Annotated in this window: 21 protein-coding genes and 1 tRNA gene; 5 read left to right on the top strand and 17 right to left on the bottom strand. The window is 51.0% G+C overall.

Annotation, left to right across the window (positions count from 1 at the left end; translation table 11 throughout):
• Positions 1-12: 12 nt before the first annotated feature.
• Positions 13-780, bottom strand: a complete 768-nt coding sequence (locus NG665_RS05535) for a fumarylacetoacetate hydrolase family protein (RefSeq protein ID WP_252672679.1) — start codon at positions 778-780, stop codon at positions 13-15.
• Positions 781-807: 27 nt separating this feature from the next.
• On the opposite strand from NG665_RS05535, the gene NG665_RS05540 reads away from it, so the two are divergent.
• The gene (locus NG665_RS05540) at positions 808-1779 is read left to right on the top strand and encodes a hypothetical protein (protein ID WP_252672680.1); all 972 of its coding nucleotides are present in this window, start codon (positions 808-810) and stop codon (positions 1777-1779) included.
• A 27-nt stretch (positions 1780-1806) separates the two neighbouring features.
• Positions 1807-2112 carry a thiamine-binding protein gene (locus tag NG665_RS05545; RefSeq protein WP_252672681.1) on the top strand — a complete coding sequence of 102 codons (306 nt, stop codon included), beginning with the start codon at positions 1807-1809 and terminating at the stop codon, positions 2110-2112.
• Positions 2113-2121: 9 nt separating this feature from the next.
• Here the strand turns inward: NG665_RS05545 and NG665_RS05550 are convergent, their stop codons facing one another.
• From NG665_RS05550 to NG665_RS05575, 6 genes are all read right to left on the bottom strand, one after another.
• Positions 2122-2844, bottom strand: coding sequence for a DUF4097 family beta strand repeat-containing protein (locus NG665_RS05550; RefSeq protein WP_252672682.1), 723 nt, complete (start codon positions 2842-2844; stop codon positions 2122-2124).
• Positions 2845-2908: 64 nt separating this feature from the next.
• The gene (locus NG665_RS05555) at positions 2909-3382 is read right to left on the bottom strand and encodes a YlcI/YnfO family protein (RefSeq protein WP_204423394.1); all 474 of its coding nucleotides are present in this window, start codon (positions 3380-3382) and stop codon (positions 2909-2911) included.
• A 266-nt stretch (positions 3383-3648) separates the two neighbouring features.
• Complete coding sequence (locus NG665_RS05560; protein ID WP_289812909.1) at positions 3649-4785, bottom strand: IS1249 family transposase; 1137 nt, start codon at positions 4783-4785, stop codon at positions 3649-3651.
• Positions 4786-5134: 349 nt separating this feature from the next.
• A tRNA-Leu gene (locus NG665_RS05565) sits at positions 5135-5216 on the bottom strand.
• A gap of 182 nt (positions 5217-5398) precedes the next feature.
• Positions 5399-5875, bottom strand: coding sequence for a thioredoxin-dependent thiol peroxidase (gene bcp, locus NG665_RS05570; RefSeq protein ID WP_252672683.1), 477 nt, complete (start codon positions 5873-5875; stop codon positions 5399-5401).
• A 59-nt stretch (positions 5876-5934) separates the two neighbouring features.
• On the bottom strand, positions 5935-6294 hold the full coding sequence (locus NG665_RS05575; RefSeq protein ID WP_252672685.1) for a hypothetical protein: 360 nt from the start codon (positions 6292-6294) through the stop codon (positions 5935-5937).
• A 110-nt stretch (positions 6295-6404) separates the two neighbouring features.
• On the opposite strand from NG665_RS05575, the gene NG665_RS05580 reads away from it, so the two are divergent.
• A complete protein-coding gene (locus NG665_RS05580; RefSeq protein ID WP_252672686.1) occupies positions 6405-6935 on the top strand; it encodes a DUF4916 domain-containing protein in 531 nt (176 codons plus the stop codon).
• 27 nt (positions 6936-6962) lie between these two features.
• Here the strand turns inward: NG665_RS05580 and rdgB are convergent, their stop codons facing one another.
• Both rdgB and rph read right to left on the bottom strand, forming a co-directional pair.
• Positions 6963-7595, bottom strand: a complete 633-nt coding sequence (gene rdgB / locus NG665_RS05585; RefSeq protein WP_252672698.1) for an RdgB/HAM1 family non-canonical purine NTP pyrophosphatase — start codon at positions 7593-7595, stop codon at positions 6963-6965.
• Positions 7595-8341 (bottom strand): ribonuclease PH, encoded by a 747-nt coding sequence (gene rph / locus NG665_RS05590; protein ID WP_252672700.1) that lies wholly within the window; start codon positions 8339-8341, stop codon positions 7595-7597. Before rph ends, rdgB begins: the two co-directional genes overlap by 1 nt.
• Positions 8342-8451: 110 nt before the next feature.
• Between rph and NG665_RS05595 the strand changes: the two genes are divergently transcribed.
• Positions 8452-8838 carry a hypothetical protein gene (locus NG665_RS05595; protein ID WP_252672701.1) on the top strand — a complete coding sequence of 129 codons (387 nt, stop codon included), beginning with the start codon at positions 8452-8454 and terminating at the stop codon, positions 8836-8838.
• Between the two features lie 76 nt (positions 8839-8914).
• On the opposite strand, the gene NG665_RS05600 is transcribed toward NG665_RS05595, so the two are convergent.
• The 6 genes from NG665_RS05600 to clpS form a co-directional block, all read right to left on the bottom strand.
• Positions 8915-9472, bottom strand: a complete 558-nt coding sequence (locus NG665_RS05600; protein ID WP_252672702.1) for a hypothetical protein — start codon at positions 9470-9472, stop codon at positions 8915-8917.
• 365 nt (positions 9473-9837) lie between these two features.
• A complete protein-coding gene (locus NG665_RS05605) occupies positions 9838-11034 on the bottom strand; it encodes a Fic family protein (protein WP_252672703.1) in 1197 nt (398 codons plus the stop codon).
• 142 nt (positions 11035-11176) lie between these two features.
• The gene (locus NG665_RS05610; RefSeq protein ID WP_252672704.1) at positions 11177-11977 is read right to left on the bottom strand and encodes an MBL fold metallo-hydrolase; all 801 of its coding nucleotides are present in this window, start codon (positions 11975-11977) and stop codon (positions 11177-11179) included.
• Positions 11978-11996: 19 nt separating this feature from the next.
• Entirely contained in the window at positions 11997-12839 is an 843-nt protein-coding gene (murI, locus tag NG665_RS05615; RefSeq protein ID WP_252672705.1) for a glutamate racemase, read from the bottom strand.
• Between the two features lie 10 nt (positions 12840-12849).
• Positions 12850-13533: a DUF2017 family protein gene (locus NG665_RS05620; RefSeq protein ID WP_252672708.1), complete on the bottom strand. Its 684-nt coding sequence runs from the start codon at positions 13531-13533 to the stop codon at positions 12850-12852.
• Positions 13533-13802 (bottom strand): ATP-dependent Clp protease adapter ClpS, encoded by a 270-nt coding sequence (clpS, locus tag NG665_RS05625; RefSeq protein WP_252674092.1) that lies wholly within the window; start codon positions 13800-13802, stop codon positions 13533-13535. The genes NG665_RS05620 and clpS overlap by 1 nt, the downstream gene beginning before the upstream one ends.
• 114 nt (positions 13803-13916) lie before the next feature.
• Between clpS and NG665_RS05630 the strand changes: the two genes are divergently transcribed.
• The gene (locus NG665_RS05630; protein WP_252672709.1) at positions 13917-15263 is read left to right on the top strand and encodes a nicotinate phosphoribosyltransferase; all 1347 of its coding nucleotides are present in this window, start codon (positions 13917-13919) and stop codon (positions 15261-15263) included.
• A gap of 128 nt (positions 15264-15391) precedes the next feature.
• Here the strand turns inward: NG665_RS05630 and NG665_RS05635 are convergent, their stop codons facing one another.
• A complete protein-coding gene (locus tag NG665_RS05635) occupies positions 15392-17188 on the bottom strand; it encodes a DEAD/DEAH box helicase (RefSeq protein WP_252672710.1) in 1797 nt (598 codons plus the stop codon).
• Positions 17185-17541 carry a DUF3039 domain-containing protein gene (locus NG665_RS05640; RefSeq protein WP_252672711.1) on the bottom strand — a complete coding sequence of 119 codons (357 nt, stop codon included), beginning with the start codon at positions 17539-17541 and terminating at the stop codon, positions 17185-17187. Before NG665_RS05640 ends, NG665_RS05635 begins: the two co-directional genes overlap by 4 nt.
• Positions 17542-17689: the final 148 nt, after the last annotated feature.

The following is a 17689-nucleotide window of genomic DNA, read 5'->3' on the forward strand; positions in this document are numbered from 1 at the left end:
CGCCGTTTCGCGTTAGTCTGCCACAACCGGGTTGCGTAGTGTGCCAATACCCTCAACATACGCCTCGACCTCGGATCCTGGTCCGCCTGGAATTCCGGGGGCTACTGCGCCAGTGAGGATGATGTCGCCTGGTAGCAACGTAAAGCAAGATGAGACGTAAGAAACGATTTGTGGAATCGTGTAGGCCATCGCCGACGTCGATCCTTCTTGGACAACCTCACCGTCAATCGTCAGGCGAATAGTCAAATCGGATGTGTCTAAATCGGTGACGATTACTGGACCAAGTGGGCATGATGTATCAAAACCTTTGGCGCGCGCCCACTGCGGATCTGTTTTCGCAGTCGAAACATCGGTAACGTCGTTAGCTACGGTGTATCCGAAAATAACATCGCCGACGCGTTCTTCTGGAACGTCTTTGCACAGCCGAGAAATAATGATAGCTAGTTCGGCTTCGTGGTGGAGGTCGGTGGCAAAACTCGGCTCGGCGATAGGAACATTCGGGCCAACCACTGCCGTATTGGGTTTGAGGAACGTGATTGGGGCTTTCGTTAAGTCTGGTTTGGGCTGGCCGTCTTGATAATAGGTTCCGCCCAAACCAACAACTTTCGATCGTGGAATGATTGGCGAGACGAGGTTCGCTTCTGCTGCAGCAACGATTTCACCTGTTGGTTCGATTCCGGAATACATCGGATCACCAGCGATAATATGGTAGTTTCCAGTTTCTTCGTCGACGACGGCGAAACGTGGTCCTTGTGACATTGATAAACGTGCAATTTTCATATCTTAAGACTATGCCAAAATAGTCTTATGTATGTTCTTTCTCCAGAAATTTGGTGGCCGCGTGCTCAGCGTCACTTTGATGCAGCTCAGCTGCGTTCGCGCGGGCGGGTTGAACGCCGCCAACGCGGGGAGAAAAATGCACTAGAAGATTTCTTGTGGGAATATTATCCGATGCGTCCGGGACGATTGGCAGTCTGGCATCCCGGTTTTGCCGACGACGGCGAACCATACGCATTACTCAAACCGCCAGTTTCACCAGGAAACACCGAACCGAAACCGTGGAACCCAACTAGCAGCACTCTTGAAGACCCGCTGGCATGGTGGCTCCACCACGCGTCTTTGCCCTGGCACGAGGTACACCACACCGATGAGGGCGAAATCGTCGTCGTTAAAAATGAGTTCGTGGAGCATCGTTCCCACGGAATTGAGCATCTGAGCCGACTCAACGAGATTTTGTTACATCGTGAGGCTACGTTTGGGTGTCTTGGATGGCATGAATGGGCAATGGTGTATCGGGCTGACGAGACCCGACACGCCCTCCCCTTGCGACTCGGCGCAGAAGAGACCAACCGACTCGTCGAACACGCACACATTCGCTGTACCCATTTCGACGCGTTCCGATTCTTCATGCCTGATGCTGTTGCGCTGAATAGGGTTCAGCCTACGTACGAAACCGTGTTCGAGAACGAACAACCAGGCTGCATTCACGTCTCGATGGATCTGTTGCGTGCCTGCATCCAGCTCGGCCCGATCGTGCCCGGCGAACTGTTAATTGATGCTTTCGATCTGGCAATGCGTGCCCGCACAATTGACATGGCTGCCTCACCGTATGACTGCTCGAAGCTCGGACTTGAGCCAATCTGCATCGAAACCGCGGCCGGCAAGGGCGAATATATCGAACGCCAGCGCGAATTGACACGCTTAGCTCGCCCACTGCGCGAACAGCTACTTGCCATTCTCCGGCCGCTCGGCGATAAAATCGAACTATCTCGTCTCTAGCCACTAACCTCGAACAAAGGATGGATCATGATTGTCGCTTTTTCAGTTGCTCCAGAAGGAACCGGACGCACAGACGGCTCGGTACACGATGCTGTTGCTGCGGCAGTGAAAGTCGTTCGTGACTCTGGGCTACCTAATCACACCTCGAGCATGTTCACTGAAATCGAAGGCGAATGGGACGAAGTCTTCGATGTCATTAAACGAGCAACCCAAGCAGTAGAACCCTACGGATCACGAGTCTCCCTCGTCATCAAAGCCGACATCCGCCCCGGTTACACTGGTGAGATGACTGGCAAGCTTGAGCGACTCGAAGCAGCTATGGAAGAGCTGTAACGACGCTGATTACTGGACCGCGCGGTAGATTTCGATCGCGCCGGTTCCAGCCTTCCCTTCAATCCGCACCTTGTGTACGTCTGCTCTGGGCACGTCCGTTTGCGCAAGTTCGCTCGAGACTTTGCCTAACCCAGACTTGAGATCCAGGTAGGTAGCTGTGCCCTGCGCGATACCAGCACGAATACTGCCGACACCAGTTTTTAGGCTCACGTTATGTGCCGTCTGGCCACCAACAATCGTTGCTACAACGACGTCGCCCGCACCTGACTTCAGTGACGAGTCACCTTCGGTAGTTAGCCGCTCGACGTCGATGGCCCCAGCCCCATTTTTCACTTCCGAACTGTCTAACTGACCGATCTTGATGGTTCCTGCTCCGGATTTAATAGAAGAAGCTGTCACCTTTCCGGCGAAGATGTCACCGGCGCCGACCTTAATTTTGAGATGTGAAACTGCAACATCTGTGGTGATTGAACCTGCACTGCAGGTGATCTCCCCGCCCATGATGTCACTCGGGAGAGTAAGGATGATTGGTTCATCGTGGTGTTCAGCAGAGTTTCGGTTCAGCCATCCGGAGTGTCCGCCTGATTTCGGTTCGTCGATGCGCACGCTGGATGCGGCGATATCGACATAGATGCTTTGCGCATCAGCTGGAAGTTCAACATGCGGCTCGGTTAGCGATTCGTCTCGTCGAATTTTGAGATCAAAGCTACGTAATGAAATAAAAGTTTGCATGAGATTCTCCTTTTAATCTGAGGTTTGGACGATAGAGAGACCGATACTGTTGTAGCGCAGAGTGTTACATGGACCAACCGGTTAACCGACGAGATGTCTGGGTACTGACATGACGTCGAGCGAGTTTTTCACGGGCTGCAGTGACGATCCAGGAATTCATTGATACCGCTGAGTCAGCAATCTCTGCGGTGATGGCATCCCGGATAGTTTCCGGGATGCGTAGTGTGATCCGCACGAGATCTTCGTCGGAATCTGGTACGGCTGTTGGTTCTTCAAAGGCTAACTCTAAGCCGTCGGTAAAGGTTTTCACATATAACCCGTGTGCTATGCCCACATCTTGTAACTCTTCGATGAGATTGAGCAGGATCTGCGATTGCATATGGTTGATCGCAGGACGTAGTGCACGTACCAGCGCAGGTACCGCGGCTTGGATATCCGGCGAAGCGAGTGCGGTTGCTGCTTCGAGTTCTTGAACAAGATACTCGGAGCTTTCTTCGGGAAACGAAATTGTGCGGTTTGGTGACTCGGTGTATTTCATAGTGTCATTATGACACCATCTATGACACTACGCAAGCGTAATCTGTAAATTCGATGCACCCCAGGCTACCTGCCCGGATCAGATCGGCGATAGACGGCATACGGAGCGCTACATAACGCTCCCGTGCCGCCTACCGCCATTTTGGAACACGGGCCAGCCAGATCTAGCCTGAATTGTCTGAACTGTGAACGTGAAACGCCATCACAACAGCAACCTCGGCTTACAGGACTTATTTGGGTTATAGGACAAAAGTTATTGATTTTGGGTTAGTAGTCGTTGCGGTAGGGTGTGTGGGTGTGGAGTTCGTTCCAGTCAAGGCCGTTGCCCCAGCGATGGTTGTTGTGGTCGGCTCGGTGTCGGGCTGCGGCTTGCTGGTAAGCGCGCGTGATGTCCGTGTTGGTGGGCATGATACGCAGGATTTCGGCTGGGTTGGCAGGGTTCTCGGTGTGTAGGTAGCACCACCATGACACTGCACGGATCCGGTGATCGATACTCATACCCCGATGACGGCGCAGCAGTTCACGTAAAGGCGAGTTGATACCTCCCTCGATCTGGTTATTCATCGCTGGTAGAGAACCGATTATTTCTCCGTCATCGTAAAGATCGGGATTGAGAAACGTGAACAAATGGCCACTATCGACCAGCCTAGACAGACTATTGCCAGCCTTGACGAGCCGCTCGTGTTTATCGACTAGTTTTCCTTTCTCGTTACGGGTTTTCTCGGCCAGGAACCCAGCCCAACGGTGACGCCAAGCATAGAAGCTATCGATCCATGCGTGCGCGTGTGCGGGAGTTTTCACATGCAATAGATCAACACCGATCCGGTAGAGCTGTCTGCCACATTCAGTTCGTGAGCGTGTGGTCGTGTAGCGTTTGACCTGTTGATAGGCGTGGAACGTGCAGCGTTGGACACGCGTGGAGGGCCACAATCGTGCCCGAGCTGTTGTGAAACCTGTGCCCCCGTCAGCCACGACCATACCGGGTGGTGGGATTTTCGCGAGCAGGTCCAGCCAGGCTTGGGTCGATTCACGTCTGGCCACATGCCAGGCAATCACATATTCGGGGCTGCAGGCGATCAGAATGACAGCATCGCGGCCTAAATGGATACCATCAACATGGATCACGCGGTGGTCTTGCCCATCGGGTTCGCATATCGGCCAGATCTCCCACAACACAGCGCTCCTGCGTCGGAAGGTCCGGCCCTGTCCAGGAAGTTCTCGCTGCGTGGTTTTCCCAGTCAGAACGTCTAAGAACGCGCGCAAATCCCGCGAAGTGACGTCGTTATGCCAACGCGAGGTTACCTTGCATGAGCAGCAGATCCAGCGTTGGTGGCCGCATTTGTCTTTACCGTTTTTGACCATGCCTTCACCACAAGTAGGGCAGTGTTTCTTGTTCGATCTCATACCCACTAGTATGCAACCGACTTTCACCACAATTTTTCCCTGCTATCACGCGGATAACTGGCAACAAAATCAATAACTATTGTCCAACCAAAAACTCGAGTCGAAACGAGTTTCTTTCCAGAAAACCCCACCCTAGCAACGAAAAACAGCAAAACCATCAATAACAATTGTCCGCTAGCCCACTTATTTACCGAGGCCGCAACCTTCTTGCAAGCGCCTATATACAGAAAAGTCCCACATCCGAAGATGCGGGACTTTTCTATACTTCTTCTTCCGACAGTGTGCACTCGATTGTGTACCAGTTACATATGCCAAACGAAATTCTGTTGATATATCAGCGTTTTAAAAGTGCGCGAGGAGGGACTTGAACCCTCACACCCGAAGGCACCAGAACCTAAATCTGGCGCGTCTGCCAATTCCGCCACTCGCGCGTGAGTCAATCTAGATGATTGCTACCGACTCAGCATACACACAACCAATGCTATTGCTCAAAATTTCAGCAATAGCATTGGTATAAATCACATCACAGGTTGGTCCGCTTCACGTAACAGATTTCCCTTTCCGTAACGAGCTCCATCGATCGTTAGAACGAATCACCCATCAGTAACAAAGATCAGTCAATACCGAGCTCTTTGCGGATGCGAGCTACATGCCCGGTTGCTTTGACGTTATACAACGCTTTGGCTACCGTGCCGTCCTTGGCAACAATAATGGTTGAACGAATAACGCCTCGCACAATCCGCCCATAATTCTTCTTTTCACCATAAGCACCCCATTCGGTGAGCATCTCTTTGGAAGGATCAGATGCCAGCGGGAAGTTGAGATTTTCTTTTTCTACAAACTTCTCAAGCGAGGCAATAGAATCTGGAGAAACTCCGATAACTGAATATCCGGCACTCTTAAATGAATTTTCCGAATCACGAAAATCACATGCTTGAGTAGTACAACCTGGCGTCATCGCTTTGGGATAAAAATACACAATGACACCCTTATCAGCCTTTGCTAATTCTTCCGAAAGCGAGACCTTTCCGCCACCGATAGTGTCCAATGTAAAATCTGGAGCCTGCTGGCCTTCTTCTAACCGAGCCATAATCTCATCCTTGATCTATCTATGTAAGCACATCCTTCGTGGATGCAATTTCTCTTAGTCTACTCTCCAAGAAAGGTAGCAAGAAGATCGAGTGTAACTATCAGCGTAAAAAGAATGAATCCGAAAATCATCGGAATCAGTCCGAAAGGCGTTGGGAATAATATTCCAGCGCCAAGTCCGGCAGTAGCACACAAATTAAGCGATTCTCTCCGCCATCCCAAATATCCAAGCGGGATCATCAACGATGCAATAAGACCGATGATCACTCCAGTAGTATTTCCGCCACCAGCAAGGATGGTCCACCAGCCAATGACTGCCATAACACCCACGAAAATCAACGAGAAGATACTCAGTGGGTACTCATATTTACGCATATATTCTCCAAACACATCTGGGCCCGAACCATTGTGTGATTCCATTTCTATCTACTACCCTACCGGCAGTATTCATCGTCTACTACTTGACCGGCAGTGTTCACCGCTGGCACAACATCAGGCACAAAACCCGGTAAAACTGGCACAATCAAAATATGAATGAGATTGCATCAGACGATATGGGTCCATGGCTGTCCCCGGAGGAACTTGAGTTCATTCGTAACAAGGTTCCGATGGTCTACGTCGATATTATTCCGGTGCACATTGACGAAACCGGAAATCTTGAAGCAGTAGGTCTGCTTCTATCTGCAAAAGACGACGGTATTACCCGTTCAATCATCTCAGGCAGAGTTCTTTTCCATGAGTCGATCCGCGACGCGATTATCCGCCATGTTGATAAAGATCTTGGCCTGATGTCTCTACCGCAACTGCCGGTTAATCTCACGCCTTTCACTATTGGAGAATACTTTCCTACCCCAGGCGAAGGCTGGCATGATCCACGCCAGCACGCCATTTCGTTGGCATATATTATTCCGGTGGCCGGCACATGCTCAGCAAATGCCGACGCGCTCGATATCACGTGGTTCCCACCGCGCGACTTGCTCACCAGCTCGTTGCAGTCAGAGATCGTCCCGACGCATTTACCGTTACTCAAACGGGCAATTGCATATTTAGGGATCGAGTAACTCCCTTACTGCCCGAATGAACACGTATTACTGAGTGAACACATACTCAGCTAGTAGCGGCGCCAGTTCGGTAAATGCGCGCCCGCGGTGGGAGATACGGTTCTTTTCTGCCGGGTCAAGCTCGGCCGAAGTTACTGCGTAGCCATCGGGCTGGAAGATCGGATCGTATCCGAACCCGCCTTCGCCTGCTGCTTCGTATCGTAACCGTCCTATCATTCGTCCTTCGCGCACAAATTCGCGCCCGTCAGGCAATACTAGCGCTGCTGCACACATGAAATATCCGGTGCGATATTCGTCTTTGACGTCGCAGAGTTGGGCTAGGAGCAGATCTAGGTTGGCTTGATCGTCACCGTGTTTGCCACACCAGCGCGCCGAGAAAATTCCGGGCGCGCCACCCAACACATCCACGCAGATTCCCGAATCGTCGGCAATGGCCGCTATCCCGGTGTGCTCGGCAATCTGGCGGGCTTTGATCAGCGCATTTCCAGCAAACGTGACTGCATCCTCAATCGGCTCCGCGATATCGTATTGTGCTGCTGACTGGATGCGATTCATATCTACACCTGGCAGTAGGGGTTGTAAAATGTCGCGCAACTCTCCAACTTTATGGGCATTACGAGTGGCTAAGATCAGTTGTGCTTTAGGAGTCGCAATAACCATCAGTTGCCACTTTCGCGCGCTTGGCGCTGGAGGTTAGTTAGCTCTTGGCAACCCTTTGTTGCGAGGTCAAGTAGGACGCCGAGTTCTGCACGATCGAATGGTTCGCCTTCAGCGGTTCCTTGGACTTCGACGAACTTTCCCGTGCCGGTCATAACGACGTTCATGTCAGTTTCGGCGCGGACGTCTTCTTCGTAGGGAAGGTCGAGGCAGGGTTCGCCGTCGATAATGCCGACGGAGATCGCAGCGACTGAATCTTTGAGCACTGGCTTACCCACTCGCGGCTTAATATGTCCTTGTGCGATACCCCAGTCGATCGCGTCAGCCAGTGCCACATAAGCGCCAGTGATTGAGGCGGTGCGGGTTCCGCCGTCAGCCTGCAAAACGTCACAGTCGAGAACAATCGTGTTCTCCCCCAAAGCACTCATATCGACGACGGCGCGTAGGGCGCGTCCGACGAGGCGCGAGATTTCTTGGGTTCGGCCCGAGACTTTCCCTTTGACCGATTCACGCTGGTTACGGGTGGAGGTTGCGCGTGGCAACATAGCGTATTCGCCAGTTACCCAGCCTTCGCCGGAGTCTTTGCGCCAGCGTGGGACGCCTTCGGTGAAGGATGCAACGCACAACACTTTGGTGTTGCCGAATTCGACGAGGACTGAGCCTTCGCCGGCGTCGAGAAAATTGCGAGTGATTTTTACCGGGCGAAGTTCATCGGTTGAGCGACCGTCGGCGCGTGAAAAGGTAGTCATGGGTTAAGTTTAGCGCTGATGGTGTTAGCGTGAAACACCTAGCGCAACGGTGGGCCGTAGACGATATCATTATCAATGGAATCTAGCTATTAAGATCTCAGGAGGGTCTGATGTCTCGGTGGTGGCTTGGTATTGGGCTGGCTATTTCTTGGACTGTCATTGTCTTGACCGGCATCAACTACACAGATTTTTTGGGTTCTGCGTCCAATTCGGATCTGCGGGCCTTGCTGATCGCTCCAGCTTGGTTAGCGATCTACGTATTTTCTGGGAGACCCACTAACCCAAAGCGACCTTATTCGCTGCTCTTCACCGCGATATTTTTCGCTTCTATGTTCGCCTTGGACCACTACTACAACATTGTATTAAATATACGCAACCAAGATAGTGTCCCTATAGCTATCATCATTCTTCTTTTCCTCGTGAATTTCTTTTCGCTTTTGGGGATGGTCCGCCACGGGAAAGCGTACACACATCAAAGACGTAAACAGCGCAGATAACCGATATAACAACTTAGGGCCAGATATCATCTGGCCCTAAGTTGTATCTGCATTTTATACTCGCGCAGTAGTTATTTCACTTTTCTACACTCACGGTCTTTGGTGTGCGAAGTACACCAAAGCCAAGAATTCCTAGAACGACGCCGAGAACCATCAGTGCGATGCCAGCGTAAATCGCAATGGTGCCAAGTAGCCACCAGCCGTATGCGTTCAGGAGCATACCACGCAAAGTATCGCCCATGAACAAGGTCTCACGAAGATCGCCGAGCTTGGCAATTTCTGCTTCGGACATTGTGCCGCTCTTCTTTGCAGCCATGAATTCTCCGGAGACTTCTTGATAGGTCTTACCATCGGAGGCTGCGATCATGTGTTGCCATACGTAGTTGTCAGCAAACAACTGTGCTTGATCGCCAGTGGTGAGCTGCTTGCCGATGTGTGGAGTGAGGAGTTCTTGGGATTCTTTATCAGCAAGTCGGGCGATGCCTTCTTCGCTTGGCATATCGATGCGCTCTTGGGAGAGCTGTTCGGTAACGTAGCTATGGGCGAAGTTGCCACCGAAGGTAGCTCCCGCACCGAGAATAATAAGAACGACGGCGAACACCTTTGCTAGTGCCGCATAGATTGCTTTGTTCATGTCGGTTTTCCTTTCGAAAGCACACCACTAACGATGTTCTATCGTCTTTTCATATCATGATGCAATGTACTTGAATATTACACTAAATAAAATATAATTTTCAACTACGTCATAGCGTATATAGAAGTATGCGTACACAACAAAATTAAATCCGAGACTCCTCGCCTACAAAATCGCAGAAAATGGGGCAGCTCTAGATCATAAAAACATCCCTAGCTTGATCCACGTGAACTTCGCCACCAAAAATGCGATGTACACCGACAACATTCTCATTCGCTCGCGCCAGACCGCGTAGCCAAGAAAAACCTCTACACCACGTAGGTGAAACCGTGAGAACTACGCCCCAGAAGAATTAACGACAACGACTACCGCAGGTTAAGACTTGACATACCCTTTTCGGTCAACCGAACAGCAACGGGACGCTGCGACACCTGCTCCACCCATCTACCTTCGACAAGCTCGTTGATGTGTCTACTGATAGTGGGGGTCGATTTCTTCACATACCGCTCTAAGTCTCGACGTTCCACTGCGTTCCCATCAGAAAAAAGTGCCGCTTGGGCAAGAATCCACAAAATCGTAAAACACTCAGTATCCACATCAAACGTCTTTAGATGTTCCTGAACTATCGCCAAGCGATTATACGCTTCATCTAACTGATTTAAAGCATCTCGTTGTGCCTCAAGTATGAGATCAAGGAAGAACAACACAAAATGTGTAGCCTCGCCACGATTAAGTGGATGCTCAACGTCCGCAAACTGCCTATAGTATGCGTTCTTGTTTTCATTGATACGAGCAGAAACACTCAGAGCCGTTATCGGCCACCCCCTTTCGGCAAGTTTACGCGCGAGAATAAATCTACCCGTTCTGCCATTTCCATCGTAAAACGGGTGCACAATTTCGAACATAAGATGAGAGATGATTGCGCTAATAACGTGCGAACCAGAAGGCTGGGTTAGTTCCTGCAGCATCACTTCGAGACCTTCGACTATTTTCCGCTCTGGCTGAAAACCCGTATGGATGACTTTCTGCGATGCTGCGATCACATGCACCGGCTGGGCGCGAAATAGCTCACCATCTGGAGCATCAGATCCGTCAACCTCTCCCCTCGTTACCGCATCATAAATAGCTCGAATGTCTGCAGGGGTCCGAAGTGGCAATTCTGCCAGGTCAGTAGTCAAAGACGCTAGAAGGTGAACCAGAGATGAGAGTCGGATATTCACATTTTCATCTGCATCATACGCCGCCAGCGCCTCTTTACGCGTTGAATTAATCCCCTCAATGTCATTAGTTGCAACTGTTTCATCCGCGATCAAGAGGCGAATATAGCGTTTCATAACGATGTCCGGGAGCAGATTCGTATATTTTTGAATTTCGCTCGCCATCTGAGAAATTTCTTCAACCTTCGACATCATAGAAGCAGTAACCACATAGAACATCGAATAGTTACCAACAGGGAATTTCAAGGTTACGCATGAGGGGGAATCAATCCGCCGGCGGAACTCTCCTTCGTCAGCACCAAGACCCTGGTAACTGAGCTTTTTAAGAGAAAGATACGCTCCCATACACACCCCACCACACTTCCTTATTTAAAAAATGGCACAATTTTTTCAATAAGAAACATGTTATCTCATTCTTATTAAAAAAATCACCCATTTTTCAACAGTGAAACGGTGGCATCACGAGCCACGTACGGATCACGTGCAACTAAATCGTGAACACGTCTCCAGCTTGGGCCACATGAACCTCGCCGTCGAAAACACTACGCGCATCCGCCTCGTTCTTATTCGCATTCGTCCACGGCTGGAGATGAGTCAACACCAATCGTTTTGCACCAGCTTCAGCAGCCATCTGCCCCGCGCGCAAGCCCGTCAAATGGACCCCGCGAACCGTATCGCGCCCCTCTTCGAAAGCCGCCTCAGACAAAACCAGATCAGCATCACGTTCAGCTTCAACAACACTCGCTACAGTATCAGTATCCCCAGTGTAGGTAAGTACAACCTCGCGATCAAGATCGCCGTCTTCTGAAGGACCGGTAATTCTAAAAGACAATGCCGTAACGGTGTGGTGAGCAGCAAAGGCTTCAACGGTCAACGGACCAACTCGCACAATCGAACCCGGCACAAGCTGTTGAAAATCAAACTCAGTTTCATAGGTTTCAGCTGGGTCATCGGCTGAAAGCCCGCGAGTGCGCGCTGCCCCATCCCCTGGTGAATAAACTGGGATTTGCGGCAACGCCCCTTCGGGATACCAGCGACGATACACCTGCATCCCCACCATATCCGCGCAATGATCGGCATGGAAATGCGACAAAAACATCGCATCAACCATCGCCGGATCAACGTAACGCATCAAATGTCCCATAGCTCCCGGGCCAAAATCGCACACAATTGAAAACAGTCGTTTAAACCCGGTATCGTCTGCCCCTACTGCTTGAATTAAATACGACGACGCCGGAGAATCTTTTCCAGACATTGATCCAGAACAACCAATAATAGTCAGTTTCACTTAAGGCTTCTCCTGCACACTAGTTACGAGAATCGATCCTTGGAACATCCACATGCGCGACATGAGTGACCTTCGGACCTAAGAACCTGCGTGCAAGCTCTTGGAAGGACTCACTCTCCCCGGTTACATTGAATTGATACACCGGTTTTCCGGCTGAACTGGATCGCAGTATATCTCCTTCGGTCAACGCACGATAAACATCTTTCGCTGTTTCGTCAGCTGAAGAAACAAGCAAAACATCTTCCCCCATCACATACCCGATTGCTCCAGACAAGAACGGGTAATGGGTACAGCCCAAAACCAGCGTATCGACTCCAGCTGATTTAATAGGTTCAAGGTATTCTTGGGCAGTAGAAATTAACTCAGCTCCCGTTGTGATACCTGCTTCAGCAAACTCCACAAAGCGTGGCGCCGGAGCAGAAAACACATCAATATCAGGAACCGTAAGTAGCGCATCATCATAGGCGCCTGATTTGATAGTCGCCTGGGTAGCGATCACGCCGATCTTCCCATTGCGAGTTGCCCGCACTGCCGAACGTGCTGCTGGCCGAATCACCTCAATAACTGGGATACCCAACTGGGTTGTGTAGCGTTCACGTGCATCATGCAAGACGGCGGCTGAAGCTGAATTACACGCAATAACAAGCATTTTCACGCCATCGGCAACCAGACGATCCATCACATTTAACGCCAATTTGCGTACTTGGGCGATGGGACGTGGACCATATGGGCAGTTGGCTGTATCCCCAACATACGTAATTGATTCGTTGGGTAGCTGATCGATAATTGCGCGCGCAACAGTTAGGCCTCCGACTCCTGAATCGAAGACGCCGATTGGGGCATCATCACGCGCGTTGTTCATGGTCGCTATTTTACCTGCGTAGTGCCTTATGGCGAACTGCGCTTATCAGTGACTCTTGCCACCAGGTCACCATAGCGTATAAGACGGCTAACATATCTTCTTCAGTCTCAATCGGTGGCAGGTTGGATCCATCGCGTGAACTGGTCCCGGTGAAAATACCTGCCCGTTCATAGATCCGTGCCGCGTCGTCGTCGTCGGAAATTTTTAGCCGCATGGACAACACCATGCGAATATCGTTCATAGCTGCTAACCATGCTGGTGCTGCCTCGTTGGTGATCGTCACCTCCACAATTCCATCTGGAATACTCGACAAAGTTTCATACATCGACACCAAATGATCAATTTTTGTCGCCGCTACGCTTTCTTCGGTAATGGCACGCAGCTCGGCAGCAAGCTCTGGATCCTCACTCATATCTGGAAGCAACCGCTCGAGTGCATCATCGACGGGAAGATCAGGCATAAAATCAGGATGCGTCTCGGATTCGTCGTCGGCTATACGTTTTTCAATCGCGTCGAACTGATCTTCAAAAGCGGCAAACGGATCATCGGCGATACGTTCGCGCCGCTCAAGTTCACGATCTACATGCGAACCAAGAATAATAACGACGTCGGAAGCAAGACCTCGAATCATGGCCCGTTCTTCGTCGTCCAACTGCGCTTCATATCCGCCACGCACAGCCAAAAATGCTCTCATTATGCCTCCTGTTCTAAGGTAGCTCGCAAGCCATATCCGTGCAGTGCTTGGACGTGACGCTCCATAGATTCACGCCCACCGGTAGCAACAACTGCCCTTCCTTGCCGATGCACCACAAGCATTCGGGCGCGCGCAACAGTTGGGGTCATACCAAAATAGCTCTCAAACACCCACTGTACGTAGGTCATAAGATTAACCGGATCGTTGTGCACAACGGTTTGCCATTGCGGTTCACCAACGCGCTCGGAGCTATCTTGAGATACTGGCATAGTATGCGGATCAGAAACAGACTTAGACACCCTCTTAGTCTACGCGATTGAGCAGAGGGAGAAAACACAGGAGATTTGGTAGCTTTTTGCTCGCTATGGTCCTACGGTTAGACTATGAATCATTCTTTAAGTACCGCGTTACTAACAGACATGTATGAACTGACCATGATTGAGTCTGCACTTGAGACTGGCCGGGCACACATGCCATGTGTTTTCGAAGTTTTTGGCCGTCGCCTTCCCGGTTCGCGCCGCTATGGCGTAGTTGCCGGAACCGGCCGCATTTTAGAAGCTCTAGAGAATTTCCATTTCGGTGAAGAAGAGCTGCAGTATCTCCGTGATGGAAAAATTGTTGGCGAAGCCACCATCGAGTTTTTAAAGAACTGGACGTTTACTGGTGATATTTACGGTTATGCCGAAGGGGAATGTTACTTCCCGTATGCTCCGCTGCTCACTGTGGTGGGAACCTTCGCCGAGTGTGTGGTACTTGAAACTTTAGTTTTGTCGATTCTTAACTACGATTCTGCTGTGGCGACGGCGGCCTCACGGGTAACGATCGCGGCGCATGACCGGCCATGTTTGGAGATGGGGGCGCGCCGCACCCACGAATATAGCGCAGTTGCTGCTGCTCGTGCAGCTGTTATTGGCGGTTTCGTGGGTACCTCTGATTTAGAGGCGGGCCGCAGATATGGGATTTCCACTATCGGTACCGCCGCACATTCCTTCACGCTTTTGCATGAGAGTGAAGATGGGGCCTTCGCTGCACAAATTCGAACCCTGGGGCCAAATACTACGCTTTTGGTTGATACCTATAATATTCCTACAGGTGTGGAAAAGGCCGTTAAGGCAGCTCGCGCAGCTGGTGGCGAGCTTGGTGCAGTTCGTCTTGATTCTGGTGATTTGGTGGCACAGGCTTTTCAGGTGCGAGCTCAGTTAGATGAACTAGGCGCAACGACGACGAAGATCACCGTCACTTCTGACTTGGATGAATACGCTATTGCAGCATTGAATGCGGCTCCAGTTGATTCCTATGGTGTAGGTACGAAGCTGGTAACTGGTTCCGGTCACCCAACTGCACAGTTGGTCTATAAACTGGTTGCGCGCAAAGATAGCGAAGCAGATTCGTGGATCGCTGTTAATAAGCGCTCGGAGTCAAAGGTTTCCCGTGGCGGGTTAAAGGTTGCTGGGCGGAAGAATGATGTGACGGGAAGAGCCACGGCTGATCTTATTGTCACTGTTGATAATTTTGCTGAAGGTATTGAATACCTGAAAGAGCACGGCGCTCGCCCATTACAGGTTCAATACGTCTCTCAGGGCATCATTGCAGAAGAGTATATGAATGATTCTGCGCTGGGGCGGGCAGCTGAACGTCATCGTTCTTCGCGCGCCGCCCTACCCTACCATGCGTGGCGACTATCTGAGGGTGAACCGGCATTGCCAACTGAGTTTGTTGATATTCGCTGATCTGAGCGGGGGCGGCTGTAACGATGTGCGCAAATCCATTCTTGCACTGAGCTCTGGGTAGTAACTAGATGTCTAGTTACTACCCAGAAGTCCAGTTACTGCCCTGAGCCCAATTACTACCCAAAGCCCTATTTTCGTCCGACGAACCAGCGTTGGAGCTGGGCGATACGTGCCTCAATTTCTTCTAACGATGCACGAGCTACTTCTGGACCTCCGCACGCATTGCGCAAGTCGGTATGGATCAACGCGTGAGCACGACCCGTCTTAGCGGAATAGGCAGCAACGATCTTCGATAGCTCTTGTCGTTTTTCTCGACGACGCCGCGAATTCATCACACTCGTCGTGTTCGCTGCTGGCTGTTTCCCAGCCCTGTTTTGCTGTTCTTGTTGGTGCTGACGTAGTAGCGTAGCGACGTCGTCGGGTTCTAGCAAGCCAGGGATCCCCAAAAAGTCTGCTTCTTCATCCGAGCCGACTTCTGCCCACGAACCGAAATCATCGCCGTCGAAAACAACCTTGTCAAAGGTAGCTGCCGCGGATAACGCCCGATATCCTGGACCTTCTAAATCACTGGAAGCCTTATCTTCACGATTAGCTTGTGCTAATGATTCCTCGTCCCATCCTTGCTCTATTTGATCAGAACTGGCTTTGTTTAAGGCATGATCACGTTCAGCTTCCAGCTCTCCAGCTAACGCCAAGAGTCGAGGAACTGAGGGTAAGAAAACTGAAGCCGTTTCACCGCGTCTGCGCGAACGCACAAAACGTCCAATTGCCTGGGCAAAGAACAGCGGAGTTGAGGCTGAAGTAGCATAGACTCCTACACATAATCGGGGTACATCAACCCCTTCAGAGACCATCCGCACTGCAACCATCCATCGGCTGGTTCCAGCCGCAAACTGGGCGATTTTATCTGATGCAGTGTTGTCATCTGACAGTACAACAGTGGTGTGCTCTCCAGTGATGCGATCTAAGAGACTGGCATAAGCTTTCGCTGTTTTATGGTCAGTTGCGATAACTAGACCACCAGCATCACTAACGGTGCGTCGCACAACGGTTAAGCGTTCGTCGGCTGCTTTGAGCACTGCTTGGATCCATTCACCACTGGGGTCAAGCGCGGTACGCCAAGCTTGTGCGACCATATCCTTAGTTAACGGCTCACCGAGAGTGGCTTCCATAACATCGCCATGCTTAGTTTGCCACTGCATGCTACCGGTATAGGACATGAACATCACTGGGCGGACCACGAAATCGCGCAAGGCTTGCGCGTAGCCGTAGGTGTAGTCAGCTTTGGAACGATAAACCCCTTCGCCGTCAGGCTCGTAGGTGACAAATGGGATTGGTGAGGTATCTGATCGAAATGGAGTACCGGTTAGACTGAGGCGATGTTTGGCAACCGAGAACGCCGCTCTAATAGCGTCTCCCCAAGATAGATTATCCCCGCCATGGTGGACTTCATCGAGAATGACCAGGGTTTTGCGCGAGGCGATGCGTTGGCGGTGGAACATGGGCGCACGCGCAACCTGGGCGTAGGTTACGCATGCTCCGTTAAACGATCTTCCTAGCCCAATATGTGAGTTAGAAAAATCTGGATCGAGTTGCAGGCCTACGCGCGCGCCTGCTTCTGCCCACTGGTACTTCAGATGTTCGGTCGGAGCAACAACAACTACTTCGTTGATAACCTTGCGAGACATCAGTTCGGTTGCAACGCGTAACGCGAACGTCGTTTTACCAGCACCTGGGGTGGCTACCGCAAGAAAATCTTGCGGCATAGTTCTAAGGAATTGATCCAAAGCAGCAGCCTGCCACGCACGCAAAGATCCGGCAGTTCCCCACGCAGCGCGTCGGGGAAATACTGGAGAGAGATTTTCTGCAGCCGATACTGATGCAGAGTGCGGGGAGTGTGCTGAGCCTTTCAGCTCAGAACTCATTGGCCACCTCCGCCGTTGCCGCCTTGGCCCGGAACATTGGGGCCAAATGGCCAACCGTCACCCATATTGCCCATCTGTTCGTATATCGCTTTACACGTAGGACATACCGGATACTTATCCGGGTTGCGAACAGGAATCCACACTTTGCCACACAAGGCCACCACCGGGCCACCTTCGACTGCCGACTGAGTGATGCGATCTTTGCGTACATAGTGAGCAAAGCGCTCATCATCACCAGGGGCTTTTTGCTCCTCAGTTTTTTCTAACACAGCCGTTGTTGATGACGGATTCACGCTAGGAGCTTGCGGTGCTCCAGGCTGTTCGGGCGCTGAGTATGGATCTGAAATAGACATAGCTTTAGTCTAGAACGCCCCTCCCACAAATTCTCATTCACAGCGCGTGAGCTATCCCGTATGTTGAATCAAATGCCTAAAAACTACTGACAGATATTAAAATAACGGGCAGTACGTACGTACTACCCGTTATTAGAAATCGCTAACT

This window comes from Arcanobacterium pinnipediorum, from assembly GCF_023973165.1.
Classification (GTDB): Bacteria; Actinomycetota; Actinomycetes; order Actinomycetales; family Actinomycetaceae; genus Arcanobacterium; species Arcanobacterium pinnipediorum.